The organism is Nocardioides sp. (assembly GCF_014360585.1).
Lineage (GTDB): Bacteria > Actinomycetota > Actinomycetes > Propionibacteriales > Nocardioidaceae > Nocardioides.
Window position 1 is genome coordinate 18,124 of record NZ_JACIXG010000012.1, and the last position, 18,607, is coordinate 36,730.

Annotated in this window: 12 protein-coding genes and 1 riboswitch; of the genes, 8 read left to right on the plus strand and 4 right to left on the minus strand. The window is 70.2% G+C overall.

The window, feature by feature from the left end; all coding sequences use genetic code 11:
* Nucleotides 1-23: 23 nt before the first annotated feature.
* Complete coding sequence (locus tag H5T77_RS06285; RefSeq protein WP_292646503.1) at nucleotides 24-1,574, plus strand: FMN-binding glutamate synthase family protein; 1,551 nt, start codon at nucleotides 24-26, stop codon at nucleotides 1,572-1,574.
* Nucleotides 1,575-1,688: 114 nt separating this feature from the next.
* On the opposite strand, the gene H5T77_RS06290 is transcribed toward H5T77_RS06285, so the two are convergent.
* Entirely contained in the window at nucleotides 1,689-2,720 is a 1,032-nt protein-coding gene (locus tag H5T77_RS06290; RefSeq protein ID WP_292646505.1) for a Gfo/Idh/MocA family protein, read from the minus strand.
* A 28-nt stretch (nucleotides 2,721-2,748) separates the two neighbouring features.
* On the minus strand, nucleotides 2,749-4,176 hold the full coding sequence (locus tag H5T77_RS06295) for an alpha,alpha-trehalose-phosphate synthase (UDP-forming) (protein WP_292646507.1): 1,428 nt from the start codon (nucleotides 4,174-4,176) through the stop codon (nucleotides 2,749-2,751).
* 169 nt (nucleotides 4,177-4,345) lie between these two features.
* On the opposite strand from H5T77_RS06295, the gene H5T77_RS06300 reads away from it, so the two are divergent.
* From H5T77_RS06300 to H5T77_RS06325, 6 genes are all read left to right on the plus strand, one after another.
* Nucleotides 4,346-4,642 (plus strand): DUF3263 domain-containing protein, encoded by a 297-nt coding sequence (locus H5T77_RS06300; RefSeq protein WP_091046051.1) that lies wholly within the window; start codon nucleotides 4,346-4,348, stop codon nucleotides 4,640-4,642.
* Nucleotides 4,643-5,152 carry a LytR C-terminal domain-containing protein gene (locus tag H5T77_RS06305; protein WP_292646508.1) on the plus strand — a complete coding sequence of 170 codons (510 nt, stop codon included), beginning with the start codon at nucleotides 4,643-4,645 and terminating at the stop codon, nucleotides 5,150-5,152.
* A 92-nt stretch (nucleotides 5,153-5,244) separates the two neighbouring features.
* Entirely contained in the window at nucleotides 5,245-6,105 is an 861-nt protein-coding gene (gene otsB / locus H5T77_RS06310) for a trehalose-phosphatase (RefSeq protein ID WP_292646510.1), read from the plus strand.
* A gap of 84 nt (nucleotides 6,106-6,189) precedes the next feature.
* Entirely contained in the window at nucleotides 6,190-8,541 is a 2,352-nt protein-coding gene (gene lon / locus H5T77_RS06315) for an endopeptidase La (protein WP_292646511.1), read from the plus strand.
* Nucleotides 8,542-8,712: 171 nt separating this feature from the next.
* Nucleotides 8,713-8,850, plus strand: a riboswitch (SAM riboswitch).
* A gap of 11 nt (nucleotides 8,851-8,861) precedes the next feature.
* A complete protein-coding gene (thrC, locus tag H5T77_RS06320) occupies nucleotides 8,862-10,154 on the plus strand; it encodes a threonine synthase (protein WP_292646512.1) in 1,293 nt (430 codons plus the stop codon).
* Nucleotides 10,155-10,286: 132 nt separating this feature from the next.
* Nucleotides 10,287-11,195, plus strand: a complete 909-nt coding sequence (locus H5T77_RS06325) for an SGNH/GDSL hydrolase family protein (RefSeq protein ID WP_292646513.1) — start codon at nucleotides 10,287-10,289, stop codon at nucleotides 11,193-11,195.
* Nucleotides 11,196-11,225: 30 nt separating this feature from the next.
* Here the strand turns inward: H5T77_RS06325 and H5T77_RS06330 are convergent, their stop codons facing one another.
* The gene (locus H5T77_RS06330; RefSeq protein ID WP_292646514.1) at nucleotides 11,226-12,797 is read right to left on the minus strand and encodes an AMP-binding protein; all 1,572 of its coding nucleotides are present in this window, start codon (nucleotides 12,795-12,797) and stop codon (nucleotides 11,226-11,228) included.
* 124 nt (nucleotides 12,798-12,921) lie between these two features.
* On the minus strand, nucleotides 12,922-14,490 hold the full coding sequence (locus tag H5T77_RS06335) for an AMP-binding protein (protein ID WP_292646516.1): 1,569 nt from the start codon (nucleotides 14,488-14,490) through the stop codon (nucleotides 12,922-12,924).
* Nucleotides 14,491-14,749: 259 nt separating this feature from the next.
* On the opposite strand from H5T77_RS06335, the gene H5T77_RS06340 reads away from it, so the two are divergent.
* Complete coding sequence (locus tag H5T77_RS06340; RefSeq protein ID WP_292646518.1) at nucleotides 14,750-18,607, plus strand: Pls/PosA family non-ribosomal peptide synthetase; 3,858 nt, start codon at nucleotides 14,750-14,752, stop codon at nucleotides 18,605-18,607.

An 18,607-nucleotide genomic window follows, 5' to 3' on the forward strand; every position in this document is an offset into this window, starting at 1 on the left:
GACCGCCCGGTAGGAAGACGTACATGAAGATGACGACTCTCCTCGGAGGAGCAGCGGTTGCTGCCGGTGTGGTCGCCGCGCGCGACCTGACTCAGCGCAAGCACGCGATCCGGCGGAACTTCCCGGTGATCGGGCATGCGCGCTACCTGATGGAGAAGATCGGTCCGGAGCTGCGGCAGTACATCGTGACCAGCAACGACGAGGAGCGGCCCTTCAGCCGTGACCAGCGGCGCTGGGTGTACGCCTCGTCCAAGGGTCAGAACAACTACTTCGGCTTCGGCACCGACAACGACATCGAGCACGTGCAGGGCCACATCCACATCAAGCACCGTACGTTCGCCGACAGCCTCCCCGACGACCACGACATGGCCGCGAAGCTGCCCTCGGCGAAGGTGCTCGGGGGCCCGCTGGGGCGCGCGAAGGCGTTCCGGCCGGAGTCGGTCGTCAACATCTCGGCGATGTCGTTCGGGTCGCTGTCGGGTCCGGCGATCAAGGCTCTCAGCCTGGGTGCACAGCGCGCCGGGGCGATGCACAACACCGGCGAGGGCGGCATCTCGTCCTACCACCTCGCGGGTGGCGCGGATCTGGTGTGGCAGATCGGCACCGCCTACTTCGGTTGCCGGAACCCGGACGGCACCTTCTCGATCGAGCGGTTGAAGGAGAAGGTCGCCGCGGCGCCGGTCAAGGCGATCGAGATCAAGCTGTCCCAGGGTGCGAAGCCGGGTCTCGGCGGGTTGCTGCCGGCGGCCAAGGTGACCCCGGAGATCGCCGAGATCCGCGGGATCGAGGTCGGCAAGGACTGCGCCTCACCGTCTCGGCACTCCGCCTTCTCCGACGTCGACTCGATGCTCGACTTCGTCGAGATGATCGCCGCCGAGACCGGGCTCCCGGTCGGCATCAAGTCGGCGGTCGGTGAGATGGAGTTCTGGCAGGAGCTCGCCGGCCAGATGCTGTCGGGAGAGCGGGGCGTCGACTTCATCACCGTCGACGGCAGCGAGGGCGGCACCGGCGCCGCGCCGCTGATCTTCGCCGACGCCGTCGCGATGCCCTATCGGATCGGCTTCTCGCGGGTCTACGGCACCTTCGCCGAGCTCGGTCTCACCGACTCGATCACCTTCATCGGGTCGGCCAAGCTCGGCCTGCCCGAGAACGCTGCCGTCGCCTTCGCGCTCGGTGCCGACATGCTCAACGTCGGCCGCGAGGCGATGCTGTCGGTCGGCTGCATCCAGGCGCAGAAGTGCCACGACGACACCTGTCCGACCGGCGTCGCGACCCAGAACAAGTGGCTCTCCGGCGGCCTCGACCCGCAGGACAAGGGCGATCGCTGCGCCAGCTATCTCAGGACCCTGCGCAGGGAGCTGACCAAGGTCTCCGCCGCCGTCGGTGTCCCCCACCCGGGCCTGATCACGCCGCACGACATCGAGGTCATGAACGGCGACTACGAGTCACGCACCCTCGCCGGCGTCTACGGCTACAAGAACCACTGGGGAGGCCTCGGGCCCGACGTGATCCGCGACCTCCTCGACGTCGTCCACCCGCACGGCTCCTTCAACGAGAAGCCGAACACCGCCTGAGAGCCGAGACGTCAGGTACGTCGCCCGAGACGTCGCTTGCGTCGGTCGAGATGTCACCAAGGTGCCAGCTCGACCGACGCGCGTGACGTCTCGGCCTGCGGGGGTGACGTCTCGTCAGGACTCGGTGGCGTAGCGGGCGCCGACGGACTCGCGGATCATGTCCATCTGGCGCATCAGGCTGAGTGTCTGGCTGTGCGGGACCAGCGGGGACTCCAGGAGCCCCTCGCGCAGGCAGCGCTGCACCTCGACGATCTCGTTGCCGTACGCAGCGCCGATGACGGGCTCGTCGCCGACGATCTCGACGGGCTCGTCTCCGTTGGCGGGCTTGAAGACCGCCGAGGACGGGTGGTGGAAGTCGGTCAGCTCGATGCGGCCCTGGTCGGTGGCGATGGCCGCCGAGCGGGAGGAGTGGGAGGTGACCGAGGCGACCATGGTGGAGAGCTCGTTGCCGGCGTACTTCCCGGTCATCACCAGGTCCAGGTCGAAGGTGCCGCCGGCGGCGCTGTCAGGACCGGTGCCGATGTTGGCCTGAGCGGTCAGCGCTCGGGCCTCGCCGAAGAGCAGGTGGGCGAAGGTGAGCGGGTAGATGCCCATGTCGAGCAGCGCGCTCGCGCCGAGGGCGGGGTCGAGCAGGCGCTGGTGCTTGTCGGGGTCGGCGACGAAGCCGAGCTCGGCGTGTACGTGGCGGGGGAACCCGAAGCGGCCAGACCGCACGTCGGCGACGACGCGCCGGACGATCGGGTTGGTCGCCATCCACATGGCCTCCATGAGGAACAGCTTCTTGGAGGTGGCCAGGTCGACCATCGTCTGCGAGTCGGCGCTGTTGAGCGTCAGCGCCTTTTCGCACAGCACGTGCTTGCCGGCCTCCAGCACGAGGGTGGCGTGCTCGAGGTGGTGGGAGTGGGGCGAGGCGACGTAGACGACGTCGACGTCCTCATCGGCGGCCAGCTCCTCGTAGGAGCCGTGCGCGCGAACCGGGCCGTGGGCGGCGTACACCTTCGCGAACGTCTCCGCGGACTCCTTGCTCCGCGATCCGACTGCCACGAGTTGGCCGTCGGGGACGAGCATCAGATCGGTGGCTAGGGAGTGGGCGATCCGGCCGGTGCCGAGGATTCCCCATCTGATCGGAGCAGAGTTGGTGGTCACGGCCTCGACTCTAGTGGCCCGGCGGGTGCTAGTTGCCGTTGGGCGGAAGGACGTTCTTGGTGTGGCTGCTCTGCACCGCGGCGAGCACCTCGAGGAACGTGTCGGCCCAGTGGCGGACGTCCTTGGAGGCGACCTGCTTGCGCATCGCCCTCATCCGGCGGGTGAGCTCCTTCGGGTCGGCCGAGTACGCCTCCAGCAGCGCGGCCTTCATCCCGTTGATGTCGTAGGGGTTCACCAGCCAGGCCTGGCGCAGCTCCTCGGCCGCGCCGGCGAACTCGGAGAGGACGAGGGCGCCGTCGTTGTCGTAGCGGCAGGCGACGTACTCCTTCGCGACCAGGTTCATGCCGTCGCGATAGGGGGTGACGACCATGATGTCGGCGGCGCGGTAGAGCGCGGCCATCTCGTGTCGTGGCAGCGAGGTGTGGAGGTAGGAGATCGCCGGGCGGCCGATGCGGCCGAGGTCGCCGTTGAGGTGGCCGACGAGACGGTCGATGTCGTCGCGCAGCTTGCGGTACTGCTCGACACGCTCGCGCGAGGGCACCGCGACCTGGACGAAGATCGCGTCCTCGACGTCGAGCTCGGTGTCTCGCAGCATCTCGCCGTACGCGCGCAGACGGGCGTAGATGCCCTTGGTGTAGTCGAGCCGGTCGACGCCGAGCAGGATCTTCTTCGGGTCGCCGAGCTGTTGGCGGATCTCCTTGGCGCGCTGGTTGACGGACTCGTCGTGGGCCATCTCGTCGAAGCCGATGAAGTCGATCGAGATCGGGAAGGCGGCGGCGTGCACCGTGCGCCCGTCGGGCAGGTAGACGAGGTCGCGATGGGTCTTGTGGCCGACCCGCTGGCGCACCAGCCGGACGAAGTTCTGCGCCGCCTGGGGAAGCTGGAAGCCGACCAGGTCGGCGCCCAGCAGGCCCTCGAGCAGCTGCCGGCGCCACGGCACCTGCTGGAAGAGCTCGGCAGGTGGGAACGGGATGTGGAGGTAGAAGCCGATGCGCAGGTCGGGGCGGAGCTCGCGCAGCATCTGCGGGACCAGCTGGAGCTGGTAGTCCTGCACCCACACGGTCGCGCCCTTGGCAGCGACCTCGGCGCACTTCTCGGCGAACCTCTTGTTGACGCGCTGGTAGCCGTCCCACCACTCGCGGTGGAACTCGGGCTTGGCGACGACGTCGTGATAGAGCGGCCACAGGGTGCCGTTGGAGAAGCCTTCGTAGTGCTCCTCGATGTCCCGGGCGGTCATCGTCATCGGCAGCAGGTTGAGACCGTCGTCCTCGAAGGGCTCGAGGTCCTCGTCGGTGCCTCCCGGCCATCCGATCCAGACGCCCTCGTTGGCGCGCAGGACGGGTTCGAGGGCGCTGACCAGGCCCCCAGGGGAGCGCCGCCACGCCTTCGTGCCGTCCGGCATCTCCACTCGATCGACGGGGAGCCGATTGGCCACGATTACCAGGTCAGCCTGCACGTCGCCGACTCTAGTAGACCGGACCCAGGTTCGGCGCGCTGTCGTTCCACTCACGACTTCCGGCCCCGTTCGGAATACCTGTCGAGTAACACGCCGCAGGGTGAACCACAGCCGTGTAGTTCGGCGGGTTACGCTGTCGTCAGATGCAGGCAACACGGGGGGACGAGGAATGAGCGCTGTAAACGTGCAGGTCACAGGCCCAGGTGAGGACCCCGCGAGCCTCAGCGAGCGCGACAAGCAGATCCTTGACTTCGAGCGCCAGTGGTGGAAGTACGCAGGTGCCAAGGAAGCTGCCGTGCGTGAGGCGTTCAACATGTCGGCCACTCGCTACTACCAGGTGCTCAACGCCCTGATCGACAAGCCGGAGGCCCTCGAGGCCGACCCGCTGCTGGTACGCCGGTTGCGGCGGCTCCGCGCGGCGCGGCAGCGTCAGCGCTCGGCGAGACGGCTCGGTTTCGAGGTCTGAATGAGGGTACGTCCTTCGAAAGGGGAGCGCGGCGTCGCGCTCCCTGCACCTGTCATCGCGCTGAGCGTGGTGGCCGTCGTCGTTGCCGTGGTCATCTTCTGGGTGACCGGGGGCGACGACGAGGGCAAGGAGATCGCCCAGGCCGGTGGCAGCCCCTCCACCTCGGCATCGGCTTCGCCGCAGGCGGCCAAGACCGAGACGAAGAAGCCGGCCAAGGCCGAGCCTTCGCCCGTCGACCGCGCCAAGATCAGCGTCGAGGTCTACAACAACAGCAACGTCGCCGGCCTGGCCGGTGAGGTCGCTGCGAAGGCGACGACGGTCGGCTGGAACGTCGTCGGCGAGGACAACTGGATGGGCTCCATCCCGGAGAACACCGTGTACTTCCCGCCTGGGATGAAGCGCGAGGGCCAGCAGTTGGCCGACGATCTCGGCATCAAACGCACCCATCTGTCCGTGGAGGGCTCGATGAAGGGCGACCGGCTGACGGTCGTGCTGACCAGCGCTCTCTGAGGGTTCCCGGTCGTTCTCGACGGCGTGTGATCTGTCGCACGGCCACCCGCGCCCGGTCGGTCCAGGGGTCGTTGTCGTGTCACAGTTGATGCATGGCCGAACTCCAGTCCGCGGGCACCGAAGGTGAGCAGAAGTACGCCGCGGTCGTGTCCGCTGCCGCCGAGACCCTCGTCGGGCTCGACTTCGACGGCACGCTCTCGCCGATCGTCGAAGACCCCTCTACCGCGCGGATCCATGAGGACGCCGCGTCGGTCCTGATCGATCTCGCCTCCCGGGTGAAGGCGCTGGCCATCGTGACGGGCCGCCCCGCCGGACAGGTCGTCGAGCTCGGCGGACTGGGCGCGATAGCCGACGCGCTCGCGGAGATGGGCAAGGAGATCTATGTCTTCGGGCAGTACGGCAACGAGCGCTGGAGCGGCTCGGAGCGGGGCGTCGTCGGCCCGCCCCCGCCCGAGGGGCTGGCTGCCTTCGAGGCGGCGCTTCCGGAGGTGCTCTCCGCCCATGGGGCGCAGGACGCCTACATCGAGGAGAAAGGTCTTGCCGTCGGGGTGCACACTCGCCGGTTCCCCGACCCCGACGGACTCGCCGAGCGCCTGCTCCCGCCGCTGACCGAGCTGGCCGCCGAGCACGGGCTGATGATCGAGCCCGGCAAGCAGGTCATCGAGGTGCGCGCCCCCGGCATGCACAAGGGGCGCGCGATCGACACGCTGGTCTCGGAGGTCGCGCCCGGCGCGATCCTCTTCGGCGGCGACGATCTCGGTGACATCGAGGCGTTCGAGGCCGTCAGGGCCTGGGGCAAGACCACCGGATCGCCCACGCTTCTCGTGTACTCCCACGCGGGTTCTGACCGGGGCCCGCTCGCTGAGCTGGCCGACCTCGAGGTGGCCGGGCCGGATGGTGTGCTGGGGCTGTTGCGGGGGCTGAGCGCCGACGCAGCCGGCGCCGTCCGCTGACAGCGAACAGGCTAACCGGAGGGAACATCCGGTTGCTCCCGGAAGTTGAGCGGGTATCACTCAACTTCTGTAGGAGGGTCCGTCATGGACAAGCTTCCCGTGCTGTTCGTCTCCGACGCCGTGGTCCTGCCGGGCATGGTCGTGCCGATCGAGCTCGACGAGGCCGCGCAGGCTGCCGTCGACGCTGCCAGGGCCGGCTCGGAGAGCCGGCTGCTGGTCGCGCCGCGGCTGGGGGACCGGTACGCGACGTACGGTGCCGTCGCCACGATCGAGCGCGTCGGCCGTTTCCGGGGCGGTGAGCCCGCAGCGGTGCTGAGGGCCGACGGCCGCGCGAAGATCGGCGCCGGAGTGACCGGGCCCGGTGCGGCCCTGTGGGTCGAGGTCGAGCCCGCGGTCGAGACCACCACGGAGCACGCGAAGGAGCTGGCCGAGGAGTACAAGCGGCTGGTCGTCGCGGTGCTCCAGCGTCGCGAGGCCTGGCCGGTCATCGACCAGATCAACCGCCTGACCGACCCGGCCGAGATCGCCGACACCGCCGGCTACGCGCCCTACCTCGACGACGAGGCCAAGCGCGAGCTGCTGGAGACGCCGGACGTCACCGAGCGCCTCGAGAAGGTGATCGAGTGGGCCAAGGAGTACAACGCCGAGTCCGAGGTCACCGACAAGATCGCCGAGGACGTACGCGAGGGCATGGAGAAGACGCAGCGGGAGTTCCTGTTGCGCCAGCAGCTCGCCGCGATCCGCAAGGAGCTCGGCGAGGGCGAGCCCGAGGGGTCGGACGACTACCGGGCCCGCGTCGAGTCCGCCGATCTTCCCGAGGCCGTACGCGAGGCCGCACTGCGCGAGGTCGACAAGCTCGAGCGTGGTTCCGAGCAGAACCCCGAGACCGCCTGGATCCGCACCTGGCTGGACACCGTGCTGGAGCTGCCCTGGGGGGTGACCACGGAGGACTCCACCGACGTGGCCGCCGCCCGCGAGGTGCTCGACGCCGACCACCACGGCCTCGACGAGGTCAAGGACCGGATCGTCGAGTATCTGGCGGTGAGGGCCCGGCGCGCCGAGCGCGGCCTGCAGGTCATCGGCGGCCGGGGCTCCGGTGCCGTGGTGCTGCTCGCCGGCCCGCCAGGAGTCGGCAAGACCTCCCTCGGTGAGTCGGTGGCGCGGTCGCTGGGGCGGAAGTTCGTCCGCGTCGCGCTGGGCGGGGTCCGTGACGAGGCCGAGATCCGTGGTCACCGGCGCACCTACGTCGGCGCGCTCCCGGGCCGGATCGCGCGGGCCATCAAGGAGGCCGGCTCGATGAACCCCGTCGTGCTCCTCGACGAGGTCGACAAGGTCGGCTCCGACTACCGGGGCGACCCGGCCGCCGCGCTGCTGGAGGTGCTCGACCCGGCGCAGAACCACACCTTCCGCGACCACTACCTCGAGCTCGATCTCGACCTCTCCGACGTCCTGTTCGTCGCCACGGCCAATGTCGTCGAGCAGATCCCGTCGGCGCTGCTGGACCGGATGGAGCTGGTCACGATCGACGGCTACACCGAGGACGACAAGGTCGCCATCGCCCGCGACTTCCTGCTGCCCCGGCAGCTCGAGCGTGCCGCGGTCACCGCCGAGGAGGCCACCGTCACCGACGAGGCGCTGCGTGAGCTGGCGGCGAACTACACCCGCGAGGCGGGCGTCCGCCAGCTCGAGCGGCTCATCGCCAAGGCGCTGCGCAAGGCGGCGACGAGGCTGGCCACCGGGGCGGAGCACGTCGAGATCGACCTGGACGACCTCAAGGACCTGGTCGGGCGACCGCGGTTCACTCCGGAGTCGGCGGAGCGTACGTCTGTGCCGGGTGTCGCCACCGGACTGGCCGTCACGGGGCTCGGCGGGGACGTGCTCTTCATCGAGGCGTCGTCGGCCGACGGCTCTGCTGGATCTTCGGGGACCGGGCTCAACATCACCGGCCAGCTCGGCGAGGTGATGAAGGAGTCCGCGCAGATCGCGCTCTCCTTCGTACGCTCGCACGCTGCCGAGCTCGGCGTCGACCCGGCCGTGCTGGACCGCTCGCTCCACGTCCACGTACCCGCGGGGGCGGTCCCCAAGGACGGGCCGTCGGCCGGGATCACGATGGTCACCGCGCTCACCTCGCTGGCGACCGGTCGCCCGGTGCGCAGCGAGGTAGGCATGACCGGCGAGGTCTCCCTCTCCGGTCGGGTGCTGCCCATCGGCGGACTCAAGCAGAAGCTGCTCGCCGCCCAGCGAGCCGGCCTGACCGAGGTGTTCGTGCCGCAGCGCAACGAGCCGGACCTCGACGACGTCCCCGACGAGGTGAAGCAGGCGCTGAAGATCAACCTGGTCAGCGACGTACGCGATGTCGTACGTGGTGCGCTCGCCGAGCCCGCCGGGGACAGCGCTGAGGTCGGGGCTGCGGTCGGGGCCGCGCACGCCGCCTGAGGTGTAACACGTCGTTCGTAGGTCTATCCGGTCGTTACAACGACCGGATAGACCGTGTAACAGCGTGTTACAGCAGGCAGGGGAGCCCGCCCGGTCCGGATGGTGGACGCGCGGTCCGCGGAGTGGGACCCGCGTGTGCTGGCGGCGGGCTGCCTGCCGTACGATCGGTATTGCTCATCGAGAGGGACTGAGGGAACGGCCCTGAGAAGTCCCGGCAACCGCCACGAGCCTCCTCCCACCTGTGGGCGGGTCGTGGAAACGGTGCTAATTCCGGCCCGGCGCGAGAGACGTGATCGGGGAAGATGAGGAGGAGGTTTCTCATGAGCGCTGTGACATCGGAGCCCAACGGCACGACCACGGAGAAGAAGGGTCTGCGCGAGGGTGCGTTCGGCAACGCCTCGGCACTGTCCTGCCGCGAGTGCGGCCACCAGATCGATCTCGGACCGCAGTACGCGTGTCCGGAGTGTTTCGGGCCACTGGAGGTGGCCTATGACTTCCCGGCCGTGACCCGCGAGGAGATCGAGGCCGGCCCCCGCAACATCTGGCGCTACAAGGCGCTGCTGCCGGTGCCCGACGACATCGAGCAGAGCCCCAACACCGAGCCCGGCTTCACCCGGCTCCTGGATGCGAAGAACCTCGCCCGGGAGCTCGGCATCGAGAAGATCTGGGTGAAGGACGACTCGACCAACCCGACCAACTCCTTCAAGGACCGCGTCGTGGCTTGCGCGCTGAGCGCCGCCCGTGAGTTCGATGCCAAGGTCTTCGCCTGCCCCAGCACCGGCAACCTGGCCAACGCGGTCGCGGCCGCCGGGGCCCGGGCCGGGATCCCCACCGTCGTCTTCATCCCGAGCAACCTCGAGCAGCCCAAGCAGGTCAACTCCGCGGTCTTCACCGACAACCTGATCGCCGTCGACGGCAACTACGACGACGTCAACAAGCTCGCTCAGGAGATCGCCTCGGAGGAGGACGGCTGGGCGTTCGTGAACGTCAACGTACGTCCCTTCTACGCCGAGGGCTCCAAGACGCTCGGCTTCGAGATCGCCGAGCAGCTCGGCTGGCGCCTGCCTGACCAGATCGTGATCCCGGTGGCCTCCGGCTCGCAGCTGACCAAGGTCGACAAGGCCTTCAAGGAGCTGATCAAGCTCGGTCTGGTCGAGGAGAAGCCCTACCGGATCTTCGGCGCCCAGGCGACCGGCTGCAACCCGGTCGCGACCGCCTTCAAGGCCGGCGTCGACGCCATCCGTCCGGTCAAGCCCGACACCATCGCCAAGTCGCTGGCCATCGGCAACCCCGCCGACGGCATCTACGTCCTCGACGCCACCCGCTCCTCCGGCGGCGCCGTCGAGGAGGTCACCGACGACGAGATCCGCTCGGCGATCGTGCTCCTGGCCCGCACCGAGGGCATCTTCACCGAGACCGCCGGCGGCACCACGCTCGCGGTCACCAAGAAGCTCGTCGACAACGGTCTCCTCGACCCGAGCCTGGAGACGGTGATCATCAACACCGGCCACGGCCTCAAGACGCTCGACGCGATCAGCGGCATCGTCGGCCCTCGCGCCACCATCGCCCCCAACTACGACGCCTTCGAGGCGGCCGGGCTCTCGCAGGCGTAGGGCTGTTCCTTCGTCAAGGTATGCAGGTGAAGGCACGCTCCCCACGCGGAACTCCGCGCGGGAAGCGTGCTTTTCTCTGCATACCTTGACGAAGGAACCGGACGTTCACATACGTCAGGTACACAAAGGAATGTGAACACCGCGAAGACGAGTGAAGAGGCCAGGTGGCTCGGTATGGTCGCCGCCACTGCCGGGGTCGCCGGTGCGGTCGGTGTGGTCGGGGCGGCGGCCGGTGCCGGGTTCGTGACGTTGCTGAAGAGACAGGCCGCGCATGCGCGCGACGTGATCGGAAAACCCCTCGGCGAGGAGGCCATCGACGCCGACAAGGTCTACAAGAAGACCTACGGTGGTACGCCGGTGGAGCTGCTCGTCCTCGGCGACTCGATCGCCGCCGGGCTGGGTGCGGAGACCAAGGGTGGCACCCTCGGTGCACGGCTGGCCAAGGGCATCGCCAAGGCCCTGCTGAGACCGGTGCGGCTGCGCACCGCTGCGGTCGTCGGGGCCGAGACCTCGATGGTCCCCGCGCAGGTCGAGTCGCTGCCCGACGACTATCGGCCGGACGTCGCCGTGGTCATCGTGGGCGGCAACGACGTCACCCACCGGGTGCCGCAGAAGGACTCCGCCCGGGTGCTGGGCGAGGTCATCGACGCCTTGCGGGAGCGCGGCGCCGAGGTCGTTGTCGGGACCTGCCCTGATGTCGGCGCGGTCCGGCCGCTTCCGCAGCCGCTGCGCTCGCTCGGGCGCAGGATCGCCCGGCAGTTGGCCGAGGGACAGCGGGAGACCGCGCTCGCCCGGGGCGCCTACGTCGTCTCGCTCTCCGACGTCGTCGGCCCGTTCTTCATCACCAACCCCGACGAGATGTTCGCCATCGACCACTTCCACCCCAGCGCGATGGGATACAAGCGCACCGCCAAGGCGATGCTGCCCTCGATTCTGGCCGCCCTCGGGCATGTGGAGCGGGTGCCCTTCGGCCACCATCTTCCCGAGCCCGCCGAGTCGGCGCATCCTGACGCAGACGCGGGCCGAGTCGGCTCGTCATGACGCGCCGACTCGACCGGTTCAGCTAGGCGTCTACTCGCCGGCGTCGGTTCCGGCCTCGTCGGGGCGCTTGCCGCCGGTGCTGAGCAGGTCGGCGGTGAGGCCTGTGGCGGCTCGGTAGTCCACGGTCCCCGCAGGCGTACGCGGCACCGACTCGACCAGCAGGACGAGCTTGGGCTCGTACGACTCCCCGAGGACGTCGCGGGCGTGCTTGCGCAGGTCGGCGGCGGTGGTCTCGACCGACGGGGCCATCTGCACCAGGGCCGCGACCTGCTGGCCCCAGCGGGGGTGGGGCATGCCGAAGACGGCCGCGTCGACGACGTCGTCGTGCGCGAGGAGGACGCCCTCGATGGTCTCGGGGTGGATCTGGAGATCGCCGGTCCGTACGAGGGTGGCGGCTCGGCCGAGCAAGGTGATCGAGCCGTCCTCCTCGCGGCGGGCGAGGTCGCCGGGGAAGGTCCAGCGGCGGTTGTCGATCAGCTTGATCGCGGTGGCCGAGCGGGCGTTGTCGTTGTAGTAGCCGAGCGCCGCCGGACCGGAGCGCGCCAGCAGCCCCTCGACCCCGGGGGCTGCCGGGGTGAGGTCGGGGTTGAAGACCTGCACCTCCGGGCCGACCATGAACCGCGGCTCGCCGGGCGCGACGGCCGAGCCGTCGTCGGCACGGGACCCGGTGACGCCGGTCTCCAGGGTGCCGTAGGAGTCGACGATGACCCGGCGGGCGAACGCGTTGCGCAGGACCGAGAGCACCCCGTCGGAGAGCGGCGCCGCGGTGCTGGAGACGCCCGCGAGCGAGCGCAGCGGCCAGCGCTTCTTGCCGGTCAGCCGCGCCGCGGCGACCGGCCGCGCCTGGGCGTCACCGAGGAGTGTGATCGCGGTCGCGCCGGTCTTCTCGGCGAGGTCGAGGAAGGCCTCCGCCGAGAACGTCGGAGAGGTGTCGAGCACCGCGGTGCCGCCGGCGACCAGCGCCCGCAGGAGCAGCAGCTGGCTTTGTCCGTGCAGCAGCGGCCCGCCGGCGAGCAGGACGACGCTCGAGGCACGGGCGGCCGCTTCGGCGGCGAGGCCCGCGACCGAGGGGATCGGCGCGTTGTGGCGGACCGTGTTCAGCGCGGCCCAGATCAGGTCCTCCTGGCGCCAGACCGCGCCCTTCGGGGTGCCTGTGGTGCCGGTGGTGAAGATGATGTGCCAGTCGCCGGGGGTGCGCCCGACCGTCGGCCGTTCCTTGGACGCCGCGGCGACCTTGGCGTCGTAGTCGGGGCCGAGGACGACCCGGTGGTCCAGCTTCAGGTCGAGCTCGTCGAGGTCGCCGGTGAACTCGGGCGAGACGATGGCCGCGACACAGTCGGTGGCGGCGTACGTCCGGGCGAGCTCGTCGCGCCGGTAGGCGTGGTTGATGTTGACCGGGATCGTGCGGGCCTTGAGACACCCGTAGAGGGCGTCGACCCACTCGATGCGGTTGGTCGCGTGGATGGCGACCTGGGCGCCCGGCTCGAGCCCGACGCTCAGCAGGTGGTTGGCCAGGCGCGTGGCACGCTCGTCGATCTCGGCGTACGTGTAGGCGCGCTCGGTGGTGATGACTGCCGGGCGGTCGGGGATGGCATCGGCCATCGCTTCCAGGATATCGGGCAGTGTGAGGGGGATCACGGCGGACACAGGGCTTCTGCGCCTTCCAATTGGTAGGGCCAGGGGTAGCGCCGTACGGCAGCGAGCCGTACGTCGGATCACCCGGTCGTCACGTACGCGCCTCGAGCAGCTCGGCGGCGACCGTAGCGCTGGCACGATAGTCCACCTTGCTCACCGGCGTGCGAGGGACTCGCTCCACGAGCAGGATGTCCTTGGGCACCTTGTAGGCGGAGATCAGGCTGCGACAGTGCTCTCGGAGCGCGTCTGTCGAGGTCGCGGCCCCTTCTCGGAGCTGTACGAGGGCGGTGACCTGCTGGCCCCAGCGCTCGTTCGGGGTGCCGACGACCGCGGTGTCGAAGGCGTCGGGGTGACGCAGCAGGACGGACTCGACCTCCTCGGGGAAGACCTTCTCGCCACCGGTGTTGATGCAGCCCGAGCCGCGCCCCAGGACGGTGATCGAGCCGTCCTCCTCCCGCCGTGCGAAGTCGCCCGGGATCGACCAGCGCTGCCCGTCGACCTCCTTGAAGGTCGCTGCGGTCTTGACCGGGTCGTTGTAGTAGCCGAGCGGGATCGAGCCGGTGCGCGCGAGCATCCCGGTCTCACCCGGTGCGCACGGCCTCAGCTCGGTGTCGAAGACCTGTACGTCGATCCCGACCTGGAACCTCGGCGCGGCCTGCGTGCCCTCGTTGCCCTCGTCGACCTGCATGCCGGTCGCCCCGGACTCCGAGGCGCCGTAGGAGTCGAGGATGTAGCGGCCCGGCAGCGCCTCCCGGAGCTGGCTGCGAACGCCGGCGGAGAGCGGGGCGGCGCCGTTGGAGACCGCGAACAGGCTGCTCAGGTCCCAGCGCTCCGGCTCGCGCAGGATCGCCTCGGCGACCGGGCGCCCCATCGCGTCACCGAGGAAGGTGAGCGAGTTGACCCCGGCGGCCTGGACGAGGTCGAGGATCGTCTCGGCCGACCAGGCGGGCTCGGTGTAGAGCGAGACCGTGCAGCCGGCGACATGGCCGTTGCCCATGATCCACTGGCTGCCGCCGTGCATCATCGGACCGCAGGCCAGGAGCACCATCGGGGACTCCTGTGCGGCGGCCTCCTCGGCGAGCTGCTCGACGGTGTCGAAGGGTGCTCCGAAGCGGCTCGCGTTCATCGCGGCGCGGATGATGTCCTCCTGGCGCCACACGACGCCCTTCGGCATCCCGGTGGTGCCGCCGGTGTAGATGACGTAGCGGTCATCTGGGCTGCGCTCGATGTCGGGACGCTCCTTGGAGGCGGCGGCGACCGCGGCGTCGTACTCCTCGCCCATCACCAGGGTCGGGATCCCCAGGTCGAGCGCTGCGACGGCCTCGACGTGCTCCGGTCCGATGATCGCCGCGACCGCGTCGGAGTTGCGGTAGAGGTGGTCGAGCTCGTCGTGGAGGTACTTGTGGTTGATGTTGATCGGCACCGCTCGGGCCTTCATGCAGCCGTAGAAGGCGTCGACCCACTCGATCCGGTTGCGGGAGTGCACGGCGACGTGGTCGCCCGGCTCGATGCCCTGGCCGATGAGGTGGTTCGCGAGCCGGCTGGCGCGCTCGTCGAGCTCGGCGAAGCTGTAGGCGTGCTCCAAGGTGAACACGGCGGTGCGGTCGGGGATGGCGTCGGCCATCGCCTCGAGGACGTCGGGGAGAGTGATCGGGGTCACATGAACGAGTGTGGCAACTAGAACGTGTTCTCGTCTAGCGGTTGCGGTGCAAAACCTTCTGAGGCCCCAGGCCTCGGGCCGGCCCGGGGGGTGACGGGTGGGACGAGAACAAATCGACAGGCAGAAAGAAGGAAGATGTACGTCGTCCGTTCAATTGGCCCCGGAAGGCTCCGCGTGTGAGCGAGCGTCAGCGAGAGAACCATCCAAGCTTCACGCGACCGCGTCCGTATCCTGGCGCTTGCGCTGCGGAGGTGGCCGCGTGATCGACCCTTTGCTGCGAGCAGATCTCGCGCCTGAGCCCCGGACCCTCGTCGACATCTTCCGCGCCACTGCGGCCCAGGTGCCCGACGAGCCGGCCGTCGACGCGGGCAACGGCCTGCTGACGTACGCCGAGCTCGAGGAGGCCGCCGACGGGTTGGCCGCGGAGCTCAACGCCGCCGGGATCGGGCCGGGGGACAAGGTCGGGCTGCGGATCGCAAGTGGCACCACCGATCTGTACGTCGCGATCCTCGGCATCCTCTGTGCGGGCGCCGCCTACGTACCGGTCGACGCCGACGACCCCGAGGAGCGGGCCAGGCTGGTATTCGGCGAGGCGCAGGTCGCCGCGGTCGTGACCAACGACCTGCGGGTCACCCTGACTCCGGTGGTCGAGCCTGTCGAGACCCGTGAGCCGGAGGAGCCCTCGACAGACGACGACGCCTGGGTGATCTTCACCTCCGGGTCGACCGGCACGCCCAAGGGCGTCGCGGTCACCCACCGCAGCGCCGCCGCGTTCGTCGACGCCGAGTCGCGCCTCTTCCTCCAAGACGCCCCGATCGGGGTCGGCGACCGGGTGATGGCCGGTCTCTCGGTCGCCTTCGACGCGAGCTGTGAGGAGATCTGGCTGGCCTGGCGCTACGGCGCCTGCCTGGTTCCGGCACCCCGTGCGCTGGTGCGCTCCGGGGTCGACGTCGGCCCGTGGCTGGTCGCCAACCAGATCACGGTCGTCTCGACCGTGCCGACGCTGGTGGCGCTGTGGCCGCCGTCGTCGCTCGACAAGGTCCGGCTGCTGATCACGGGCGGCGAGGCGATCCCGCCCGAGCTCGCCGCCCGTCTGGTCACGCCCGAGCGGGAGGTGTGGAACACCTACGGGCCGACCGAGGCGACGGTGGTGGCCTGCGGTGCCCGGCTGAGCGCCGAGGGGCCCGTACGGATCGGCCTCCCGCTCGACGGCTGGGACCTGGCCGTCGTCGACCCGGCGACCGGCATCCCGGTCCCCGCGGGTGAGACCGGTGAGCTGATCATCGGCGGGGTCGGTCTGGCCCGCTACCTGGACGCGGCCAAGGACGCCGAGAAGTACGCCCCGATGCCGACCCTCGGCTGGGATCGGGCCTACCGCTCCGGAGACCTGGTCGTCAACGACCCCGCTGGGCTTCTCTTCGGCGGGCGTGCCGACGACCAGATCAAGCTGGGTGGCCGGCGCATCGAGCTCGGTGAGATCGACAGTGCCCTGCTGCAGCTCGACGGGGTCGTCGGCGCCGCGGCGGCCGTCCGCAAGAGCGCTGCCGGCAACAGCCTGCTGGTCGGCTACGTCACGGTGGAGGACGCCTTCGACCACGCCGCCTCCGTCGCCCGGCTGCGGGCCGACATGCCGGCAGCCCTGGTGCCGCGGCTGGCCGTGGTCGACAGCCTCCCGACGCGTACGAGCGGGAAGGTCGACCGCGACGCACTGCCGTGGCCGCTCGTCTCGGCCGAGGGAGCGGGGGAGGAGCTCAGTGACACCGAGAACTGGCTGGCCGGACTGTGGAACGACATCCTCGGCGCTGAGGTCGCCGGACCGGCGGCGGACTTCTTCGACCTCGGCGGCGGCAGCCTGACCGCAGCCCAGATGGTGAGCCTGATCCGGGAACGGTTCCCCGATGTCGCGCTCGGTGACATCTACGACCGGCCGAAGCTCGGCGCGCTGGCGGCCTACATCGACGAGCTGGGCAGCTCGGCTGCGGTCTCCGAACGTGAGGTGCCTGCGGTCCGGCGCCGGACCCAGTTCGCGCAGGTGGTCGCGACGATCCTGCTGCGCTGCCTCGCCGCACCGCGCTGGTTGACCTGGATCGCGCTCGGGACGACGCTCGCCCAGCCGTGGGCGCCCTGGCTGCCCTCGATCGGCTGGTGGGTCCTCGTGCCGGCGATCCTGCTCTTCCTGACCCCGCCCGGCCGGATGCTGGTCGCGGCCGGGGTCGCCAGGCTCGTGCTGCGGGGGATCGGGCCGGGGGAGTATCCGCGCGGCGGCACGGTCCATCTGCGGCTCTGGCTGGCGACGCACGCCGTCGACGAGCTCGGCGCGCACGGTCTCGCCGGGGCGTCCTGGATGCTCTGGTACGCCAGGCTGCTCGGCGTGCGGATGGGCAAGAACGTCGACCTGCACAGCCTCCCGCCCGTCACCGGCATGCTCACCCTCGGCAAGGGCTGCTCGATCGAGCAGGAGGTCGACCTCTCCGGACACTGGATCGAGGGTGACGTGCTCCATCTCGGCGCGGTCGAGATCGGCGAACGGGCCCGGATCGGCGCGCGGTCCACGCTGCTGCCGGGGGCCCGGGTCGGTGACGACGCCGAGGTCGGGCCCGGGTCGGCCGTCTTCGGCGAGGTGCCGGCGGGCGAGTTCTGGTCCGGATCCCCGGCCGTCCGAGCCGCGCGGGAGGCACGCGGCCCGTGGCAGCCGCCCCAGGCGCGAGCCCGGGTGTGGATGCTTCTCTACGGCATCGCCGCCGCCGTGCTCGCGCTGCTGCCCGCGGTCGCCATCGGCGTCGGCGGGCTCGTCGCGGTCGCGCTGGCCGGCGTGCCTGAGTCCTACACCGACATCGGGCTGCTGCTCGCCTGGAGCCCGGTCGCGGTGGCGGCCGGCTTCTGCGCCCTGGCCGCGCTGATCTGGGCGGTGGTGCGGCTGGCCGGGCTGGCGATCACCCCCGGCGTACATCCGGTACGCAGCCTGGCCGGTGTCGCGGTCTGGTCGACGATGCAGGTGCTCGACGAGGCGCGCACCTGGCTCTTCCCGCTCTACTCCTCGACGCTGACGCCGCTGTGGCTGCGGGCGCTCGGCGCGAGGATCGGCAAGCGCGTCGAGGCGTCGACGGTGCTGATGATCCCCCGGCTGACGCAGGTCAACGACCAGAGTTTCCTGGCCGACGACACGCTGATCGGCGGCTACGAGCTCGGCGGCGGCTGGCTCCGGGTCGAGCGGGTGAAGATCGGCAAGCGCGCCTTCGTGGGCAACTCGGGCATGGCTGCCCCGGGCCGCAAGGTGCCGAAGGCGTCCCTGGTCGCCGTTCTCAGCGCGGCTCCTCGCCGCAAGCGGGCCCAGAAGGGGGAGAGCTGGCTCGGCTCGCCGCCGGCGCCGCTGCGGAGAGCGGCCGGTGACGCCGACTCGGGGCGTACCTATGACCCACCCACCCGCCTCCGGATCGCCCGGGCGCTCGTCGAGCTGGCCCGGCTGGTGCCGCAGACGCTCGCAGCGCTGCTCTACGCCGGCGTCGGCTATGTGCTCGTGCGGATCTGGGCGGCCACCGACCTCCTGGTCGCGGTCCTGGTCGCCGGGCCGGTCCTGGCGCTTGCCGGAGCGGTCGCGGCCGGCCTCACGGTGCTCGCCAAGTGGCTGCTCGTCGGCCGGATCCGGGCCGGGTCGCACCCGCTGTGGAGCTGGTTCGTGTGGGCCAACGAGCTGGCCGACACCTTCGTCGAGGTGCTCGCGGCGCCGTGGTTCACCGGCGCGGTGTCGGGCACCCCGGTGCTCAACCTGTGGTTCCGCGCGCTGGGGGCGAAGATCGGCCGGGGCGTGTGGATCGAGACCCACTGGCTACCCGAGACCGACCTGGTCGAGCTCGGCGACGGCGCCACGGTCAACGCCGGGACGGTCGTGCAAACCCATCTCTTCCACGACCGTGTGCTGGCCCTCGACACGGTCGTCCTCGAGACCGGCGCCACGCTGGGGCCGAACTCGGTGATCCTGCCCGCGGCCGCGATCGGCCGGCATGCGGTCGTCGGCCCGGTGTCGCTGGTGATGCGCGGGGAGAGCCTTCCGGACAAGACGCTCTGGATCGGCAACCCCATCGGTCCGTGGGACCGATCGGGCGAGGACACCCTCTAA